Origin of the sequence: Microcystis sp. M_QC_C_20170808_M9Col (assembly GCF_007095495.1) — a bacterium.
In the GTDB taxonomy this organism is placed as follows: domain Bacteria; phylum Cyanobacteriota; class Cyanobacteriia; order Cyanobacteriales; family Microcystaceae; genus Microcystis; species Microcystis aeruginosa.
Genome location: NZ_SFBZ01000205.1, coordinates 1 through 2,523, shown reverse-complemented (window position 1 = coordinate 2,523; position 2,523 = coordinate 1). Strand labels below are relative to the sequence as shown.

The following is a 2,523-nucleotide window of genomic DNA, read 5'->3' as shown; positions in this document are numbered from 1 at the left end:
GGGCTAATTGTGCATCTGCTGGGCAAACAAATTAGCCTGTAATTCAGAGCCGGCAATCGTTTTGACGATTTAGATAAAATTTTCAATGTGACACTTTAGGGTGCGGAATGTGGGTTATAACTAGCAACTTGGGTTAATTTAAATGCGGAACAAATTACTAAATTAAGAGGTTAATCAGTAAAAAAAGGCAAAAAATGGAAGAATTATTAGAGTTAAAAAATCTATTACTAGCTGGCAATGTTCCCGATGCCTTGATTTTGGTAGAGGAAATGACAGAAATGAGCAAAGATGATAAGCTCAATAAGATTTTTAGCTTTAGTATTATTGTCCTATTACATCTGATTAAACAGCAAGCAGAAAACCGCAGTACCCGCTCATGGGAAACCTCTATTTCTAATTCTGTTCGACAGATTCAACGCATTAATCAACGACGTAAAACTGGAGGAAATTATCTAACAATAGAAGAATTAAAAGAAACCTTAGATGATGCTTATTATTCCGCTTTAAGACAAGCGGCATTAGAAGCTTTTGAAGGTATATATAAACCAGAAGAAATTGAGGCTATGATCGATAAAAATAAAATTATTAATCAAGCATTGGCATTAATATTAATCGATTAAGTAACAGGGGACAGTCGGAAACAAATCAGGAGGTTTAAATGTCAGAAACAGTCGCTTAAAGATTAGCAGCCTATTTAAAAACCTTAACAGAGGAAAATTAATGATTAACTTAGAACAAATTCAACAAGATATTAACCAATTACCTGAAGAAGCACAAAACTTACTGATTGATTTTATTGAGTTATTAAAAAAACGCTATTCTTTGGCAAAAAAGCCAGAGATTGCAGCAAAAATAAACCCTGAAGCTCAAAGTACCCTAGACATTTTAAAAGAATCTGGATTAATCGGTTGTATTAGTGCAGAATCCGACCTTTCTACTAATTATAAATCCGTTCTCAAAGAAGGATTAAAAGCTAAATATGATCATCGTTGATACTGGGTTCTGGGTGGCTTTATTTAACAATAAAGATCAATATCATCTAATAGCACAGCAAACCTTAGCACAGTATTCTTCTCAACCCCTAATTACAACTTGGTGTGTTTTAACAGAAAGTTGTCATCTTCTTTTACAACGTTCTCCAAATCTCTATACAGGAGTTGAAAAACAAATAAAATTAATGAACGTATTTGAGAGACATCCCCAAAAATTTCTATTATTTCACCTTGAAAATACTCATCTAGAAAGAATTCAAGACCTTATGAAACAATATCAAAGTCTGCCAATGGACTTAGCCGATGCCTCCCTAGTTATCTTAGCAGAAGAGTTAGGAAATGGACGTATCTTATCAATTGATAATCGAGATTTTAATACCTATCGCTGGAAAAATAAAAAACCCTTTATTAATCTTTTCTCAAATTTCTAGTTAAAGTCCGTAGAGTGTAGGGTGCGTTAGGCGGCTATCAATTTAGTCAAAAAACCAAAATTAATAATTCGCCGTAACGCACCACCTCTATTATTAAATTGGTGCGTTACGCTATACGAGTCCGTAGAGTGTAGGGTGCGTTAGGCGGCTATCAATTTAGTCAAAAAACCAAAATTAATAATTCGCCGTAACGCACCACCTCTATTATTAAATTGGTGCGTTACGCTATTGAAGGGCGCACCCTACGAGTAATATGACTACAAGCTTTACTGTCTAAGGCGGATTTGCTATGACAGTTTGGCCTTCCCGACTTTATGGGGTAAAATGTTCGTAGGCAATACATTGATCTCTTGCAAGAGGGAAGTAAAATGATTATTAGTCTGATAAAAAAACGAGAAAACTAAAATCTGTTCCCTTATCCCAAACAGTAATACAAAAGTTCTATCACTTACTTATATGGATATTCAAACCCTTTTAGAATGGACAGATAAACAGGTATTAGAGAAAACTGGTAAACATCTTGATTCGTTGCAAGAATCCATCTTACAGGGTATTTGGGAACATCAAGATTATGAAAAAATTGCCGAAAATAATCAGCGCAGTTATGACCATATAAAAAAAGAAGCATGGAAATTGTGGCAACTGTTATCAGATGTTTTTCAAGAAGATATAAAAAAGTCTAATGTTCGTTCTATTTTAGAAAATAAAGCTTCATCTACTATTTATAATTTTGTTAACTCTCCACATAATAATATAAGAAATCATCATGTTAATGTCTGTAGAGAAAATAATCCCTATTCAGAAAACAACTTAAAAAAGTCTTCAAATTTTCCAGATAATGATCATCTATACCCAATAATTAACCTAACAAAAGCTCCTGAATTAAGGTGTAACTATGGACGTAAGTTAGAAATATCAACCTTAAAAGAATGGCTAGATAATAAAACTCGATTAATTACCATTTATGGGTTAACTGGAATTGGAAAAACAGCTTTAACCCTTAAATTAGTTTCAGAAATTGCCCCACAATTTGATTATATTATTTATCGCAGTCTGGAAAATATTCCTCAATTAATCGCTCTCAAGGATGATCTAAAACA

The 2,523-nt window shown here is 33.3% G+C and carries 4 protein-coding genes; all 4 read left to right on the top strand.

The genetic code is table 11. The features are described from left to right. The first annotated feature begins 194 nt into the window (after positions 1 to 194). Positions 195 to 620, top strand: a complete 426-nt coding sequence (locus EWV68_RS12075; RefSeq protein WP_106909826.1) for a DUF29 family protein — start codon at positions 195 to 197, stop codon at positions 618 to 620. A 100-nt stretch (positions 621 to 720) separates the two neighbouring features. Then, entirely contained in the window at positions 721 to 993 is a 273-nt protein-coding gene (locus EWV68_RS12070; RefSeq protein WP_002761103.1) for a hypothetical protein, read from the top strand. Beyond that, positions 980 to 1,423 carry a type II toxin-antitoxin system VapC family toxin gene (locus EWV68_RS12065; RefSeq protein ID WP_106909825.1) on the top strand — a complete coding sequence of 148 codons (444 nt, stop codon included), beginning with the start codon at positions 980 to 982 and terminating at the stop codon, positions 1,421 to 1,423. Before EWV68_RS12070 ends, EWV68_RS12065 begins: the two co-directional genes overlap by 14 nt. 456 nt (positions 1,424 to 1,879) lie before the next feature. Beyond that, on the top strand, positions 1,880 to 2,523 hold a 644-nt coding region (locus EWV68_RS12060; protein WP_502705769.1), incomplete at its 3' end, for a helix-turn-helix domain-containing protein.